Source organism: Paenibacillus castaneae (assembly GCF_002884445.1).
In the GTDB taxonomy this organism is placed as follows: domain Bacteria; phylum Bacillota; class Bacilli; order Paenibacillales; family Paenibacillaceae; genus Pristimantibacillus; species Pristimantibacillus castaneae.
Map to the genome: position 1 here is coordinate 6,278,802 of NZ_KZ614144.1, position 14,118 is coordinate 6,292,919.

Here is a 14,118-nt window from a genome sequence, read left to right on the forward strand (position 1 = left end):
TAATCAAAGCTTGCACGGCAAGCCTCGATCTCTTATTTCCCTAAGCAAAACTGTGAAAAAATTTGATCGATCAAAGAATCCCCAGCCTCATCGCCCAAAATCTCGCCAAGTGATTCCCATGCTGAACGTGCATCTATTTGAATAAGGTCAATCGGAATTCCAGCATCTGAAGCTTCAATCGCATCAACTAACGATTGCCTAGCTCGCTTCAGCAACGAGATATGTCGGACATTGCTGACATATGTCAAATCATTGGATTCCAGCTGTCCCTCAAAAAACATTTCGCTAATCGTACGTTCTAACCGATCTAGTCCATCTTCCTCTAATACGGACATTCGCACAATGGAATCTGCTGGAATAGCTTCCTCCACCACCTCAATTTCTAATTGACGCGGCAAATCAGTCTTATTCACAATAGCAATGACAGGACGATCCTTTAACTGCTTCAGCAGCTCGATATCGTCATCCTGTAGCGGCTCATTGTAATTCAATACAAATAAAATCAGGTCCGCTTCTTCAAGCGCATTGCGCGAGCGTTCAACACCGATCCGCTCTACCACATCACTTGTTTCCCTAATCCCCGCTGTGTCGAGCAGACGAAGAGGAATCCCGTTCAATGCTACAAACTGTTCAATAACATCCCTTGTCGTACCAGGTATATCCGTAACGATTGCTTTATTCTCCTGCGTCAGTACATTCATAAGCGATGATTTACCGACATTTGGTCTTCCAACAATAGCCGTTACAATACCTTCTCTTAATATTTTTCCTTCATTTGCTGTTTTCAACAGCCGATCTATTTCATCAATAGCAGAATCGCATTGGTCACGAATAAATAAATTCGTCATTTCCTCTACGTCATGCTCCGGATAATCAATATTCACTTCGATATGGGCAAGCAGCTCAATAACGGTCTGCCGGAGTGCTTTTATTCGCTTCGAGAGCACTCCCTCCGATTGCTTCCGAGCGACCGAGAAAGCTCGATCCGATTTGGAACGAATTAAATCAATAACCGCTTCAGCCTGCATGAGATCGATCCGGCCATTAAGAAATGCTCTCTTCGTAAATTCACCTGGCTCAGCCGTTCGGAATCCATCTTGCTGCAGGACAACATCCAAAACCTTTTTAACGGCTATTACACCGCCATGCGCATTTATTTCGACAACGTCCTCAGCCGTAAAGGAACGGGGTCCACGCATCAACGTAACGAGCACCTCTTCCACATCGTCCCCTGTTTTCGGATCAACGATATGGCCATAGTGGAGCGTATGTGTGTCCGCATCCTTCAAGCTGATTTTTGAACGAAAAATTTGTGCGATCCCTTCTATTGCATCGGGTCCGCTTATACGAATAATCGCAATGCCGCCTTCACCTACTGCTGTCGAAATGGCTGCAATCGTATCATGTACCATCGGTATTCAGCACCTCTCAAATGGAAAAACAGCAATGACCATAATGAGCCATTGCTGCGTATAGCATATAAAATCTTAAATTTTTGTATGCCGGTTTTATGATCTTAATGCAATAACTACACGCCTGTTCGGCTCATCGCCTTTACTGAACGTTTTCACTTTAGGATGGTTTTGAAGCTGCGAATGAATAACCTTCCGCTCATGCGGTGACATCGGCTCTAGGACAACCTCTTTCCTAGTCCGAATGACACGGCCTGCTAGTCGATCCGATAAATCCGCTAGCGTCTTGCGGCGGCGTTCCCGAAAATCTTCTGCATCTAGCACGATACGCAAATGACTGTCTGAGTAACGATTAGCCACAATATTAACTAAGTACTGTAGTGCATCCAGCGTTTGTCCGCGACGTCCAATCAGCATACCAAGGTCTCCGCTGCCCGATACGGCCAGATGAGTCCCTTCCCTCGTTTGCTTTCGATCAATGTTCACTTGCAGCCCCATAGAACCTGCCACCTCACGAAGAAAATTCTCCGCTTCCTGTGTTGGGTCGGGAATAAGCTCAAGCTCAACTTTCGCTTCCTTAGCACCGAACAGCCCCAAGAAACCTTTGGAGGGCTGTTCAAGCACAACTGTTTTTACACGGTCTTCAGTCACTTGCAATTGTGATAATCCATTACGCAAAGCATCGTCTATCGTCTTGCCTGATGCGATGATTTTCTTCATTTCGCGAGGGCCCCCTTACCCTTATCAGCGTTACGAACGTATAGGAAGTAGTTTTGAGTAATTGTGTAAATGTTGCTATATACCCAATACAGCGGAAGAGCTGCAGGGAAGGAAAGGGCCATGACAAAGATAAGCACTGGGAATATAGCCAGCATCATACCCATACCAGGCATTGTTTGTGTTTGTTGCTTTTGCATCATTTTGGACTGGATGAAAGTCGTTGCAGCAGCGAGAATCGGAAGAATATAATACGGATCCTTCTCACCAAGCTGGAGCCACAGGAATGTATGCTCACGAATATCCGGATTTTTGTAAATCGAATTGTACAATGCAATGAAAATAGGCATTTGAACAAGCAGCGGCAAACAGCCCGCCATCGGATTTACTTGATGCGTTTGGAACAGCTTCATCGTTTCCTCTTGCTGTTTTTTCGGATCGTCTTTGTATTTCTTTTTAATTTCAGCCATTTCCGGCTGAAGTTTCTGCATTGCCTTTGAACTGCGATATTGCTTCAGCGTTAATGGTAAAATCAACGTTCTTACAATAATCGTCAGGAGCAAAATAGCAAGCCCATACGAATCGCCAAACCATTTAGCGAAAGTATCGAGCGTAATTGCAAAATAGTAGACGACATTTTTCTCCCAGAAGTTACCGTTCAATAACTCAGCGGTCTCCGTCGTCTTTGTCGCAGGAGCGCCACAACCAGCAAGCACGCCCATCAACAAAACAAGACCAATTACTAAAATCCATTTCTTGTTTTTAGTCCAAAACAACAATAAAACTCCTCTCTGAGAGCAATCACATCAAGCGTAAGCGGCTTACGCTGAAATCAAGCGGCGCACCATTCGCTTCACGGTATATTTTCATTCTAGACTATACCATATTTTATGGGACAAAGAAACAAGAAGCATGTCCATGCATCCGCTTTCTTCAATCTCATCTATCAGCGTTTTTTGAAAACACAAAGTAAGCACGCTGATTAGAGCTAATCTGCTTGCTTATCCTTGGAATAGCTTATGCTTTGGAGCAAACCGGCTTTCTTCAATACATGAAGAACGCTCTTCTCCATCTCCTTCATCTTCATTACAGTAGCAGGCTTTCTTACTATTAGTATGAAGTCGGTTTTGGGGACGATTCTATTCTCATGCTGACGCACGATTTCTTTCAGCATTCGGCGCATGCGATTGCGAACAACAGCGTTGCCAATTTTTTTACTAGCAGATACACCAAGGCGAAATGGATCCGCCGAGGGCTGCTTCGACCAATAGACGACAAACTGCCCATTCGCAAACGATTTGCCGCTTCTATATATTCGGCTAAAGTCTTCACGGTTGCGAAGACGCAATTTTCTATGCACGACTGATAGCCACCGTTCTCTTCTTCATCTTCTTAGCATTGCCAATAAGTGCACCGCTTAAGCTAAGTGCACTCATAGCTCTCTTCATCGCAAGCAAAAAAAAAAGACCACCGGACGTGGTCTTCTGCTTATGCGCTCAATACTTTTCTTCCTCTTTGACGGCGCGCTGCCAAAACTTTACGTCCGTTCTTCGTGCTCATCCGCTTACGGAATCCATGCACTTTCGCGCGTTTGCTTACATTCGGTCTAAATGTAGGTCTCATCGTTCTGCACCTCCTATATAGCGTGTCCCTTGCCTGTTAAAAAACGCTTTTTTTATTAAACCATGTTAACGCTCAAAAGTCAATGATTCGCCCTCCCTTCAAAGTTGGTAAGTTAGCACTTTCTAAAAAGGCTGTGGATAAAAGTATGAAATGCTTCCTTTTATCGAAAACTAATAACATGTGCACAATCCACAAGCGGCCCGAACGAACTTTGTCGAAATCTTAACAAGATATAAACAATATGTAGTGGTGTAGATAACTTTTATGCACAAGCAGTTGAGAATGTGGATAAAATATGCGATTTCGTTGAAATATAAGGCATCTTTTGCTATGATAATTATGTTTTCACTGTGGATTACATCGTGATGGCCTCAGTCTTATCAACAACCTGTGGATAACATTGTGAACAAACTCATCCCCTATTTATAACTCATTTGCTTCTACAGCGTCAGAATGTGGATGCTTTCGTTATAAAATCCCGTATTTCGACAATTTTTCGCGTAACTGCGCCCATTGGGCGATTTGGATAAGGAGTGACAGTCTGTGGACAGCCATACCTATGATTTATGGCAGCAAGTGTTGTCAATCATCCAAACAAAACTAAGCAAACCGAGCTTTGACACCTGGTTCAAAGCGACGAAGGCTTCTTTTGTCGATGATTCTATGCTTGAAGTAACAGCGCCGACAACATTTGCGGCCGAATGGCTGGAAGGCCGATATACAAAGCTTATTAGAACGACGCTGTTCGAATTTTTAGGCAGACAAGTTGATGTGCGCTTTTCTATTGAAGAGCCCAAAGGCGCGGAGCCTGCTTTTATGTTCCCGCCGAAAGCCGTTAATATTCCTGCAATGAATGAAGAAGCAACGCCGACTCATATGCTTAACCCGAAGTACACATTTGATACATTCGTCATTGGCGCGAACAACCGCTTCGCGCATGCTGCATCGTTGGCTGTAGCCGAAGCGCCGGCCAAAGCTTATAATCCATTGTTTTTGTACGGTGGTGTAGGCCTTGGAAAAACCCACTTAATGCACGCAATCGGCCACTACATCATGGATCACAATCCGAACACGAAGGTGCTGTATATTTCGTCCGAGAAATTTACGAATGAATTTATTAATGCGATTCGTGATAACCGCGGAGAAAGCTTCCGTACGAAATACCGCAATATCGACGTCCTTCTCATCGATGACATTCAATTTTTGGCAGGCAAAGAGCAAACCCAGGAAGAGTTTTTCCATACCTTTAATGCTCTGCACGAGGAACGGAAACAAATTGTTATATCAAGCGATCGCCCGCCGAAAGAAATTCCAACGCTTGAGGAAAGACTGCGTTCCCGGTTTGAATGGGGACTTATTACGGATATTCAGCCTCCTGATCTAGAAACACGGATCGCCATATTGCGTAAGAAAGCGCGAGCCGAGAACCTGGATATTCCGAACGAAGCTATGATCTATATTGCTAATCAAATCGATACGAATATTAGAGAATTAGAAGGAGCTTTAATAAGGGTTGTCGCCTACTCCTCCTTAATCAATGCTGATATCACCTCGCATTTGGCAGCCGAAGCACTCAAGGATATTATTCCCTCAAGCCGCCCTAGGATGATAACGATGCTCGATATTCAGAATAAAGTCGGCGAATTTTATGGACTAAGGCTTGAAGAGTTCAAAGCGCGGAAACGTACGAAGGCTGTCGCCTTCCCGCGTCAAATCGCTATGTATTTATCGCGGGAGCTCACTGATTTCTCACTTCCAAAGATCGGTGAAGCGTTTGGTGGCCGAGACCACACAACGGTCATCCATGCGCATGAAAAAATTACTCAGCAGCTTAAGATCGATCAGGACCTATACAAAATCGTTCAAAACCTGACTGAAAAGATCAAAAATCATATGTGAACAAGTAAGCAAGCCTATACACACGCTATGCACATGTGGATAGGCTTGCTTTATCAGCCTTACTAGGGGTTATCCACATATTCAGTGCCCCTACTACTACGACTACTAAAAATCTTTAAAAAAACATCATCAAATAAGCCGAAACGGCCAATTCTTAATTTCAAAAAAATTCAACAACATTCAACAAATTAAAACGAATAATTCTATAAGATCACTAGGAGTGAAACTATGAAATTAACTATTTCAAAAAATGAATTAAATGATGCCATCCAGCAAGTATCGAAAGCTGCATCTTCTCGACCAACCATTCCGATTCTTGGCGGTATCAAAATCGAAGTTACCCACTTAGGGGTCACACTCACTGCTAGTGATACTGATATATCGATCCAAAGCTTTATTCCTGTCGAAAGAGATCAATTCGTTATTGCAAATGTCGATAAGCCGGGAAGTGTTGTTCTTCCTGCCAAATTTTTTGTAGAGATCGTTAAGAAGCTTCCGTCGGAACAAGTCATAATCGAGGTAAGCAGTTCTTACCAGACGATGATTCGTTCAGGCTCCACTGAAATTCAAATGGTTGGGCTTGATCCAGAGGAATTCCCAGTCCTTCCGTCCATTGAGCAGAATGATGTGCTGCAAGTACCTGGCGATTTACTGAAAGCGATGATTCGACAAACTGTTTTAGCTGCATCAGCGAGCGAGCAAACGCCGATTTTGACAGGGGTTTTGTGGAATTTACTTGAAGGCGAGCTTAAATTCGTAGCCACTGACCGCCACCGGCTTGCAAGCCGTACGGCTCAAGTAGATACGGAAGCCCAATTTAAATTTAGCAATGTCGTCATCTCAGCCAAAACGCTCATCGAGCTGTCGAAGCTCGTGCCAGAGCAGCATGCGCTAGTTGATATCGTTGTTGCCGACAATCAAGTTCTATTCAAACTTGGAAATGTGCTGTTCTATACGCGCATTCTGGATGGAACTTATCCCGATACATCTAAGATTATTCCTCAAACGTTCAAAACAGAACTTGTTCTAGATACAAAAAATGTAATGGATGCGATAGATCGGGCTTATCTGATGTCACGTGAGGAAAAAACGAATATTGTTCGCCTAATGACTCTTGAGGATGGAACGATCGAAATATCATCAAGCTCTACAGAGCTTGGACGTGTTACAGAGCAGCTTGAAGCGAAGCAATTTAACGGAGAACCGCTTCGGATCGCATTTAACTCGAAATATATGCTTGATGTGCTTAAAGTTATTGACAGCGAGCAATTGTTTATCGGCTTCACAGGCGCCATGAGCCCTATCATTATTCGCCCAATTGACCATGCCTACAGCATGTACGTAATTCTGCCTTACCGCACAACAGGCTAATACGAACTTAAGCAAAGAAAGGAATGAGACGTCCTATGAAGGAAATCGTCATTCATACAGAATATATAACGCTTGGCCAGTTTTTAAAGCTCGCGGATTGTATTTCTACTGGAGGCCATGCCAAGTTTTTTCTCCAAGAAAGCAAGGTTCTCATCAACGGAGAGGCAGATAATCGCAGAGGCAGAAAGCTGTATGCTGGTGATAAAGTAGAGGTTGAGGGCTGCGGCGACTTTACGGTAGGTAGAGCGTAGCGCACCAAGGGACCGGGAGGTCAAAACGTGTTTTTAACAAGCATACAGTTACAAAACTATCGCAATTATAGTGAGCTTGATTTGCAAACGCCCAACAAAGTAAACGTATTTCTGGGCCCTAACGCACAAGGGAAAACGAATCTGCTTGAAGCGATTTTTGTGCTCGCTCTAACAAAGTCTCATCGCACCTCGAAGGATAAGGAGCTGATTGGCTGGCAAGCTGAATCGGCTCGTATTGCCGGAGAGGCGAACAAGAAGTATGGTTCAGTGAAGCTCGATCTGCTCTTTTCCGCCAAAGGAAAGAAAGCGAAGATCAATGGACTTGAGCAGCGCAAGCTAAGTGATTTTATTGGCTCCGTCAATGTGGTTATGTTTGCGCCAGAGGATCTTGAAATCGTAAAAGGAACGCCGGGAATACGAAGACGGTTTCTTGATATGGAAATCGGACAAGTACAGCCCGGCTATTTGCATACGCTGCAGCAATACGGAAAAGTGCTTATGCAGCGAAACAATTTCCTAAAAGCAGCGTACCCAAGCGGGGCTAATCAAACGATGCTCGATGTTTGGAATATGCAGCTGGCGGAGCACGGTGTTAAAATTATGAAAAAAAGGGAACACTTCATACATAAATTACAAACGTACGCCGAACAAATTCATGCGGGAATAACGAATGGGGCCGAACAGCTCACAATTCAGTACCGTCCTTCGTTTGATACGGACGCCTTGCAAGATGAATCTGTTTTATTTAATCAATTTATGATAAAGTTATCACAGGTGAAAGATCAGGAGATTCGCAGAGGCGTTACGCTCGTGGGACCACATCGCGACGATTTGGCTTTTTTCATTAACGGCAAGGAAGCCCAAATATTCGGTTCCCAAGGGCAGCAGCGAACAACGGCCCTATCTTTAAAATTAGCGGAAATAGAGCTCATTAACGAAGAAATCGGAGAATACCCGCTTTTGCTGCTTGACGATGTCTTGTCAGAACTCGACCAGAATCGGCAAACGCAGCTTATTGAGACGTTCCAAAGCAAGGTGCAAACCTTTATTACGACCACCGGCCTTGAAAGCGTGAATGTTAGTAAGCTTCAGGATGCCGGCATCTACCATGTGAAAGACGGCCGAGTGACACGTTAGGTGCGATTAGGAGAGGTGAGCTAAGGCTATGTACATCCATTTAGGCGGCGAGAAAATTATTCGGGCTGCGGAGCTGGTGGCCATTTTTGATATCTCTATCGAGCAATCCTCAAAACTATCCAAGCAATTCGTTGCGGGGGCACGCAAACGTAAAGACGTTGAAACGATAGGCGAGGAAGAGCCGAAATCAATCGTTGTGACGAAGCAGAAAATATATTATTCGCCCATTTCATCCTCTACGTTAAAGAAACGCGCACATTATTTTGCAGCAAACGGGTAGAGCGAAGGCGATTAGGAAAAGCAGTTGAGAGGAGCAGTGAGCTTGCATGTCTTTGGAGCAGCATACGTATGACGAGAGTCAGATACAGGTCCTAGAAGGTTTAGAGGCAGTACGCAAACGTCCGGGGATGTATATTGGTTCCACTAGTAGCAAAGGTCTTCACCATCTCGTATGGGAGGTTGTCGATAACAGTATTGACGAGGCTTTGGCCGGTTATTGCTCTAAGATCGAAATCATCATCCATGAGAATAATAGTGTGACCGTTACAGATAATGGACGGGGTATTCCAGTCGGCGAGAATGTAAAGCTGAAAAAATCCACGCTCGAAGTTGTTATGACTGTATTGCATGCGGGAGGCAAGTTTGGCGGAGAGGGCTATAAAGTATCCGGCGGCTTGCACGGGGTTGGCGTATCCGTTGTGAATGCATTGTCTGAGCTCGTTATTGTTCAAGTTAAACGGGACGGACATATTTATCAACAGGAATACCGCAAAGGCGCTCCTCAATACGATACTAAAATCGTTGGTGATACGACAGAAACGGGAACTAAGACTACGTTTACGCCGGACAAAGAAATTTTCACCGAAACAACCATATTTGATTACGAGACGCTGCAGTCGCGTGTTCGCGAGCTGGGCTTTTTGAATAAAGGCATTGAACTTGTGTTGACCGATGAGCGCACAGGTGTATCCAATACATTCAAAAACGAAGGCGGTATTAGTGAATTCGTTCAGTATTTGAACCGCAATCGTGTTGCGCTGCATGAAACGCCGATTTATGTAGAGGGTTCGAAGGATTACATCCAAGTAGAAGTTGCTCTGCAATACAATGATTCCTATACAGAGAACATTTATTCGTTTGCCAATAACATTAATACGCATGAGGGCGGAACACATGAATCTGGCTTCAAGAGCGCTTTGACACGGATCATTAACGATTACGCCCGTAAATCGAATTTAATTAAAGAAAATGATTCAAACTTCTCCGGAGATGACGTGCGTGAAGGTTTGACGGCGATTATTTCTGTGAAAATTCCAGAACCGCAATTCGAGGGACAAACGAAAACAAAGCTTGGCAACAGTGAAGTAAGAGGGATTGTAGAATCCTTTTTCGCAGAGAAGCTTCAAGAGTTCCTGGAAGAGAATCCATCCGTCTCGCGTAAAATTGTCGAGAAAGGCCTGCAGGCAGCTCGCGCCCGCGAAGCAGCCCGTAAAGCACGTGAGCTGACTCGCCGCAAGAGCGCGCTTGAGGTTGGTTCCCTTCCAGGTAAGCTTGCCGATTGCTCATCTAAGGATGCATCAATCAGCGAACTGTACATCGTAGAAGGAGACTCGGCAGGCGGATCCGCGAAGCAAGGACGTGACCGTCACTTCCAAGCTATTTTGCCGTTGCGCGGTAAAATATTGAACGTTGAGAAGGCTCGCTTGGATCGCATTCTGGGCAATGCCGAGATAAGAGCAATTATTACAGCGCTTGGCACTGGTATAAGCGATGACTTCGATCTGTCTAAAGCACGCTACCACAAAGTGATTATTATGACGGACGCGGACGTTGACGGTGCACATATCCGTACATTGCTGCTGACTTTCTTCTACCGTTACATGAGAGAAATTCTAGAAGCAGGCTATATTTATATTGCACAGCCTCCATTGTTCAAAGTTGAGCGCAACAAAGTCATTCGCTATGCGCAGACGGAGAAGGAACGTGATCAGATCATTGCTGAATTCGGCGAAGGCGTGAAAGTAAACGTTCAACGCTACAAAGGACTCGGAGAGATGAACGCCGTTCAGCTTTGGGAGACAACGATGGATCCCGAAAGCCGTTCCATGCTGCAAGTGACAATCGAAGATGCTATTGAAGCCGATGTCATATTCGATACGCTGATGGGCGACAACGTTGAGCCTCGTCGCGAATTTATTCACAAATATGCAAGATACGTAACGAATTTGGACGTTTAATTATTGTGAGTGTGGAAGCAGTCATCCATTACGGATGATTGCTTCTTTTTTTGAATCGCCCATAAGCTTTGGCATATCGATATATTTTATGAAAAACACTTTGATCATTCAGCTTGCGGAAAATAAATGGATCAGGATAGGTATTTACCTCCAGTATCCAAGGATGAAGCTTTAAATCAACGGCGATATCTACGCCTATTTCTTTAATATTCGGGTAGGTGGCTTGCAGATGGTGTGCGATATTAAGGCTGAGCTTTCTCAGCTTATTCTTGAATGCAGCCAGCTCCGATGAAGTCGTATGATCGGACATGAGCATCTCTATAGACATTGGTGTGCCGCCGCTGTGATAATTAGTCACAATCTTCTTCGGATGCGCAAGCCTCCCGATTATCCCTGTTGCTTCCCATTTATTGTTAAGATTTTTTTGTACCATGACACGTATATCGAAACGGCGTTTTTGATGACGAAGCAGGTGAATTCCTTTCTGGACGATATAACGGCGATTTTTGATTTGGGACGCAAGCCTGCGATAAAGCGAATCAATCGATGAGAAAAAAAGTATTTTTTGCTCAAGCTGATAACGGTAGCCAATAGAAGGAACGAATGTTCTTTCTACCCGAATGACGCCGTTGCCGAATGTGCCGTTTATCGGCTTAACGTAAATCATGCCATATTCGAGGAGCATGGACTTTAAGCTGCTATGGCTAAACAACTTTGTATCTGGCATATATTGACGCAAATAATCGGATTTCAGCATTACTTTTGTTTTGGCCCATTTGCTCTGAACGCGCTGAATGGTCAACGTTATTTCCCCTCTCGACATGGTGCTTCCCATGATCATTATTTAAGCTGGGACAGGAGACAGACTTTGGATTGAGTGGTATAATGTAAGTTAGGTCTGTTTATTTTATGGCAGCTTTTCATAAATGGAGAGTGTCGATTCACCTATTTTTTAGGATGAATTTCAAGAGATTTGAGGTAATTCCAAAAGTATGAGCAGAAAAGGTTTAGATGCTCGCTTTTTGAGAAAGTAATATAGTGAGTTTCTGTTGAATGAAGAGTAGTGATAGATAGCGTCAGGGAGGTAAATCATGGCGGAAGAACAACGATTATCTGTAACAGATCGCGATATTGGCACGGAGATGCGAGATTCCTTTATGGATTACGCAATGAGCATTATTGTAAGCCGTGCTCTTCCCGATGTTAGGGATGGTTTAAAGCCGGTGCATCGGCGTATTTTGTACGCAATGTCCGAGCTTGGCATGTCGCCGGATAAGCCGCATAAGAAATCGGCGAGAATTGTAGGGGAAGTAATCGGCAAGTACCATCCGCACGGTGATTCCGCTGTTTATGAATCAATGGTAAGGATGGCACAGGATTTCTCTATGCGTTATATGCTCGTCGACGGACATGGAAACTTTGGTTCAATTGACGGTGACTTCGCGGCTGCCATGCGTTATACGGAAGCTCGTCTTTCGAAAATTGCAATGGAGCTGCTTCGTGATATCAACAAGGAAACGATTGACTTCGCACCCAACTACGATGGTGAAGAGAGTGAGCCGGTTGTTTTGCCAGCCCGCTATCCAAACCTGCTCGTAAACGGGGTTACTGGTATTGCTGTCGGCATGGCTACGAATATTCCGCCGCATAACCTGAATGAAGTAATCGATGGCGTACAGGCTTTGATTGTGAATCCGGATATTACGCCGCTTGAACTAATGGAATACATCAAAGGTCCAGACTTCCCTACTGCCGGCTTTGTTATGGGCCGCCAAGGAATCCGTCAGGCTTATCTGACAGGCCGCGGATCGGTAACGATGCGGGCTAGGGCGACGATTGAGGAAAACAATGGGAAAGCACGCATTATTGTTCATGAGCTGCCGTACCAAGTTATTAAAGCGCGACTAGTAGAGAAAATAGCTGAGCTTGTGCGCGAGAAGAAAATAGAAGGCATTACCGATTTGCGCGATGAATCAGACCGTAACGGTATGCGTGTTGTTATAGAGCTTCGCAGAGATGTAAATCCGAGCGTAATATTGAACAATCTATACAAGCATACACAGCTGCAATCCAATTTCGGGATTAACATGCTGGCGCTTGTAAACGGTGAGCCTAAGACGCTTAACCTGCGAGATATGCTTTATCATTATTTGCAGCACCAAATTGAGGTTATTCGCCGTCGTACTGAGTTTGAACTGAAGAAAGCAGAAGCTCGTGCGCATATTTTGGAAGGCTTGCGTATCGCGCTAGACCATTTGGATGAAGTTATTGCATTAATACGTGGATCTCAAACAGCCGATCAGGCTCGAGAAGGATTAATTAATCGATTCTCGTTAAGCCATGAGCAAGCACAAGCTATTCTAGATATGCGCTTACAGCGTCTAACTGGCTTGGAAAGAGACAAAATAGAAGCGGAGTACGCAGAACTTATGCGTAAAATTGCCGAATACAAAGCTATTCTAGCAGATGAGCAGCTCGTTCTTGATATTATTAGCACGGAGCTTAACGAAGTGAAGGATAGATTCGGTGACGAACGTCGTACTGAGCTTATGGCGAGTGATGAGGAAATTCTGGACGAGGATCTTATTCCGCGCGAGGATGTAATCATCTCCATTACCCATACGGGATACATTAAGCGTTTGCCGGTTACGACGTATCGCAGCCAGAAGCGCGGAGGCAAAGGCGTAGTCGGAATGGATACGAAAGATGATGACTTTGTAGAGCATCTTTTTGTTTCTAATACGCATCACTATCTTCTGTTCTTTACGAACAAAGGGAAAGTGTATAAGTTAAAAGCGTATGAAATTCCGGATCTAAGCCGTACGGCCCGCGGAACACCGATTATTAACCTGATTCAGATTGAACAAGGTGAAACGATTAATGCGGTTATTCCGGTAAAAGATTTTGATTCCGAACACTACCTCTTCTTTGCTACAAGGCAAGGGGTTGTGAAGAAGACTCCGCTTGATGATTATGTCAACATTCGCAAGGTCGGCTTAATCGCCATCTCACTTCGCGAAGATGATGATTTGATCGGCGTCAAGCTGACAGACGGCAACCAAGAAATTATTATGGGAACTGCCCAAGGGATGTCGATTCGTTACTCAGAGCAGGATGTCCGTTCAATGGGCCGTTCAGCGACAGGCGTGAAGGGAATCCAGCTTGATGATGGGGATACCGTTATTGACATGGATGTCATCGTCCCTGAGAAAGATATTCTGATCGTTACGACCAATGGCTATGGCAAACGTACTCCGGTGCTTGATTACCGTATCCAGAACCGTGGCGGTAAAGGAATAAAAACGTTGAATGTAACCGATAAAAACGGAGCTATCGTATCGCTCAAGGTTGTTGAGAATGACGAGGATCTGATGATCATGACGGCTTCTGGCACAATGATCCGTACAAGTATGGAAGGCATTTCAACAATGGGTCGCAACACGCAGGGCGTGAGACTCATTAATACGCGTG

At 44.5% G+C, this 14,118-nt stretch carries 13 protein-coding genes (1 of these 13 cut by a window edge); 7 read left to right on the forward strand and 6 right to left on the reverse strand.

Going from position 1 to position 14,118, the window contains the following annotated elements; all coding sequences use genetic code 11:
• Positions 1 to 32: 32 nt before the first annotated feature.
• From mnmE to rpmH, 5 genes are all read right to left on the reverse strand, one after another.
• On the reverse strand, positions 33 to 1,412 hold the full coding sequence (mnmE, locus tag CEF13_RS28335; protein ID WP_102716105.1) for a tRNA uridine-5-carboxymethylaminomethyl(34) synthesis GTPase MnmE: 1,380 nt from the start codon (positions 1,410 to 1,412) through the stop codon (positions 33 to 35).
• 96 nt (positions 1,413 to 1,508) lie between these two features.
• Positions 1,509 to 2,132, reverse strand: coding sequence for an RNA-binding cell elongation regulator Jag/EloR (gene jag, locus CEF13_RS28340; protein WP_102716106.1), 624 nt, complete (start codon positions 2,130 to 2,132; stop codon positions 1,509 to 1,511).
• A complete protein-coding gene (locus CEF13_RS28345) occupies positions 2,129 to 2,851 on the reverse strand; it encodes a YidC/Oxa1 family membrane protein insertase (RefSeq protein WP_102716605.1) in 723 nt (240 codons plus the stop codon). Before CEF13_RS28345 ends, jag begins: the two co-directional genes overlap by 4 nt.
• A gap of 266 nt (positions 2,852 to 3,117) precedes the next feature.
• On the reverse strand, positions 3,118 to 3,489 hold the full coding sequence (gene rnpA / locus CEF13_RS28350; RefSeq protein ID WP_102716107.1) for a ribonuclease P protein component: 372 nt from the start codon (positions 3,487 to 3,489) through the stop codon (positions 3,118 to 3,120).
• Positions 3,490 to 3,617: 128 nt separating this feature from the next.
• Positions 3,618 to 3,752 (reverse strand): 50S ribosomal protein L34, encoded by a 135-nt coding sequence (gene rpmH / locus CEF13_RS28355; protein WP_054025773.1) that lies wholly within the window; start codon positions 3,750 to 3,752, stop codon positions 3,618 to 3,620.
• Between the two features lie 543 nt (positions 3,753 to 4,295).
• Between rpmH and dnaA the strand changes: the two genes are divergently transcribed.
• The 6 genes from dnaA (at position 4,296) to gyrB (ending at position 10,647) form a co-directional block, all read left to right on the forward strand.
• A complete protein-coding gene (gene dnaA, locus CEF13_RS28360) occupies positions 4,296 to 5,651 on the forward strand; it encodes a chromosomal replication initiator protein DnaA (protein WP_102716108.1) in 1,356 nt (451 codons plus the stop codon).
• A 228-nt stretch (positions 5,652 to 5,879) separates the two neighbouring features.
• Positions 5,880 to 7,022, forward strand: coding sequence for a DNA polymerase III subunit beta (dnaN, locus tag CEF13_RS28365; RefSeq protein ID WP_102716109.1), 1,143 nt, complete (start codon positions 5,880 to 5,882; stop codon positions 7,020 to 7,022).
• A gap of 35 nt (positions 7,023 to 7,057) precedes the next feature.
• On the forward strand, positions 7,058 to 7,273 hold the full coding sequence (gene yaaA / locus CEF13_RS28370) for a S4 domain-containing protein YaaA (RefSeq protein ID WP_102716110.1): 216 nt from the start codon (positions 7,058 to 7,060) through the stop codon (positions 7,271 to 7,273).
• A gap of 27 nt (positions 7,274 to 7,300) precedes the next feature.
• Complete coding sequence (gene recF / locus CEF13_RS28375; protein WP_102716111.1) at positions 7,301 to 8,410, forward strand: DNA replication/repair protein RecF; 1,110 nt, start codon at positions 7,301 to 7,303, stop codon at positions 8,408 to 8,410.
• Between the two features lie 28 nt (positions 8,411 to 8,438).
• Positions 8,439 to 8,690: an extracellular matrix regulator RemB gene (gene remB, locus CEF13_RS28380; protein ID WP_102716112.1), complete on the forward strand. Its 252-nt coding sequence runs from the start codon at positions 8,439 to 8,441 to the stop codon at positions 8,688 to 8,690.
• Between the two features lie 46 nt (positions 8,691 to 8,736).
• Positions 8,737 to 10,647: a DNA topoisomerase (ATP-hydrolyzing) subunit B gene (gene gyrB / locus CEF13_RS28385; RefSeq protein ID WP_102716113.1), complete on the forward strand. Its 1,911-nt coding sequence runs from the start codon at positions 8,737 to 8,739 to the stop codon at positions 10,645 to 10,647.
• Positions 10,648 to 10,675: 28 nt separating this feature from the next.
• Here gyrB and CEF13_RS28390 read toward each other — a convergent pair whose 3' ends face one another.
• The gene (locus CEF13_RS28390; RefSeq protein WP_243864807.1) at positions 10,676 to 11,449 is read right to left on the reverse strand and encodes a YheC/YheD family protein; all 774 of its coding nucleotides are present in this window, start codon (positions 11,447 to 11,449) and stop codon (positions 10,676 to 10,678) included.
• A 289-nt stretch (positions 11,450 to 11,738) separates the two neighbouring features.
• Between CEF13_RS28390 and gyrA the strand changes: the two genes are divergently transcribed.
• Positions 11,739 to 14,118 carry the 5' portion of a DNA gyrase subunit A gene (gyrA, locus tag CEF13_RS28395; RefSeq protein WP_102716115.1) on the forward strand. It continues 104 nt past the right edge of the window, so only the first 2,380 of its 2,484 coding nucleotides appear in the window; the start codon lies at positions 11,739 to 11,741; its stop codon lies off the right edge, out of view.

What these genes read in the sequence shown, in the direction of transcription:
- dnaN (WP_102716109.1), top strand. Translation starts at nt 5,880, where the DNA reads ATGAAATTAACTATTTCAAAAAATGAATTAAATGATGCCATCCAGCAA.
- jag (WP_102716106.1), bottom strand. Translation starts at nt 2,132, where the DNA reads ATGAAGAAAATCATCGCATCAGGCAAGACGATAGACGATGCTTTGCGT.
- gyrB (WP_102716113.1), top strand. Translation starts at nt 8,737, where the DNA reads ATGTCTTTGGAGCAGCATACGTATGACGAGAGTCAGATACAGGTCCTA.
- yaaA (WP_102716110.1), top strand. Translation starts at nt 7,058, where the DNA reads ATGAAGGAAATCGTCATTCATACAGAATATATAACGCTTGGCCAGTTT.
- mnmE (WP_102716105.1), bottom strand. Translation starts at nt 1,412, where the DNA reads ATGGTACATGATACGATTGCAGCCATTTCGACAGCAGTAGGTGAAGGC.
- remB (WP_102716112.1), top strand. Translation starts at nt 8,439, where the DNA reads ATGTACATCCATTTAGGCGGCGAGAAAATTATTCGGGCTGCGGAGCTG.
- rpmH (WP_054025773.1), bottom strand. Translation starts at nt 3,752, where the DNA reads ATGAGACCTACATTTAGACCGAATGTAAGCAAACGCGCGAAAGTGCAT.
- CEF13_RS28345 (WP_102716605.1), bottom strand. Translation starts at nt 2,851, where the DNA reads ATGGGCGTGCTTGCTGGTTGTGGCGCTCCTGCGACAAAGACGACGGAG.